The 1,666-nt window shown below is 62.1% G+C and carries 2 protein-coding genes; both read right to left on the bottom strand.

All coding sequences use genetic code 11. The features are described 5' to 3' along the window. Positions 1-1,136: 1,136 nt before the first annotated feature. Positions 1,137-1,406, bottom strand: coding sequence for a helix-turn-helix transcriptional regulator (locus tag MKK84_RS01810; protein ID WP_313899309.1), 270 nt, complete (start codon positions 1,404-1,406; stop codon positions 1,137-1,139). Continuing rightward, positions 1,403-1,666: hypothetical protein (locus tag MKK84_RS01805; protein WP_243916328.1), on the bottom strand; the 264-nt coding region annotated here is incomplete at its 5' end. The genes MKK84_RS01805 and MKK84_RS01810, both read right to left, overlap by 4 nt.

Below are 1,666 nucleotides of genomic sequence, written 5' to 3'. Positions count from 1 at the left end.
ACTCGGTCTCGCAGGTCCGGTTCCGCGTCCAGCGCGACTTCTGATTTCCCCAATCGAGATCGGTTGTTCCCAAAGCTTCCTGATCTTGATGTCCCCGTGCAAAGGGACCCCAACTAGCCCGGCCGAAAGGCCGGGCTTTTTCATGCCTATGATCGCTTGGCGCAATCGGCGCGATGCTGCACATCCTTCCGGCTTGAGAACTAACTCGGCCTCCTTCGCCCGATCCAATCATCGGCTGACGGGGCTCGGTGCCATTCCTCACGGCCGGGCTCGCGTCTATGCCACGATTAGGGCGAACTGCGCTTTCCCCCGGTGAGCTCCAACATCTCAGCCATCCCACGCTCCCGGGCCTCGGCTTCGGTGCCATAGGAAATTGGCGCGTGGATCTTATGCGCGTTGTCGGACGAGATCAGCAGCCAACGAAAGCGCTGTGGTCGAAGCGAGTAGCGCCGGATCGAAACGCTGTATGTAGGCAAATAGCGTCGTGGCATGTCGCTAAAAGTGCCATCTTCAGCGGTCAGGACAAGACAGTCACGACTGCGTCTTGCTGTCGTCCAGTCCGGCAGTTGGAAATATTGCACCGGCAGAGCGTAGTGCCTGCATCAGGGCGTTCAGCTGCGCGATAGTGACCGTCGGCTCACCAGGGCTGCCCTCGGCGCGTGCCACGACACCCAAAGGTACCTTGGCACGTTCGGCTAATCTTGTAGGCGACCAACCGATGCAGAACCGAGCCGCGAGAAGCTGCGGGCCCGTGATCATCTCTTGCGTTCCCAATCACCGTTCTGCGATCACTTTGAAACTGACACATTGCGCAGGTCAATCGTGCCGTGCAGCTATGAAGTAGACAACTGCTCCTATGACACCGATGGCGATCAGGACGCCAATAACCAGCCACATGTAGCCGTTGAACACGGGCTCACCCCTTCCGCTCTCGAAACCGGATCCCATCTCCGCCGCCATTCTCAGGGATGAACGCCAAGCCGGCGATTATGACGCGGTGGCCCACGTCAGAAGGGTCGCCACGACGGCTGCGACAAGGCAATCCCCCAAAGCTTCCTCCGCGCCATCCGCCTCTAGCGCTCGAAAAGCGCCGACGAAGACGATGGCCACGCCGATCGTCACGAGGCGCTTAGCGATCACCCCACCTCCCTGCGCTCCCGGAAGCGGATCCCGGCCCCCCCGCCGTTTTCGGGGATGAACTCCAGGCCGGCGGCTTCGAGGGCGGCGCGAACCTTCTGGATCGTGGATGGCTTCAGCACCTCTCCGGCCTCAATCCTTGAGATGGTGTTGCGTGAGACCCCAGTGACGTCGGCCGCTTGCCGGGTGGTAAGGCCGAGTGCGACCCGTGCCATTCTGAGCTGAACGGGGTGGAGCGCCGAGGCGATCTGGTGGACGGCGTAGGTCACGGCTGGTCCTTCCAGAGCGTCACTCCGTCCGACGCGTTGCTGTCCTGCTCCGACCAGATCACCTCTCCGGCCATATCGATGAGCCTGGCGGAAGCGATAGCGTCGCTCGGCAGGCCGGCGCGGTAGAACTGCGCTAGCTCCAGAGCTTCGTCCGTTGATGGGGCCGCAATCGTCACGGTCTGCTGTGTCGTGCCCGCGTCCGAGCCGGTCAAGCGGAGGACGAAGGTGAGGCGATAGGCCTGCGTCGCCATGGCTACGTC

This window comes from Methylobacterium sp. E-065 (assembly GCF_022829605.1).
GTDB lineage: Bacteria > Pseudomonadota > Alphaproteobacteria > Rhizobiales > Beijerinckiaceae > Methylobacterium.
Note: the sequence above shows the minus strand (reverse complement) of the source record. Positions and strands in the feature narration are given on the sequence as shown.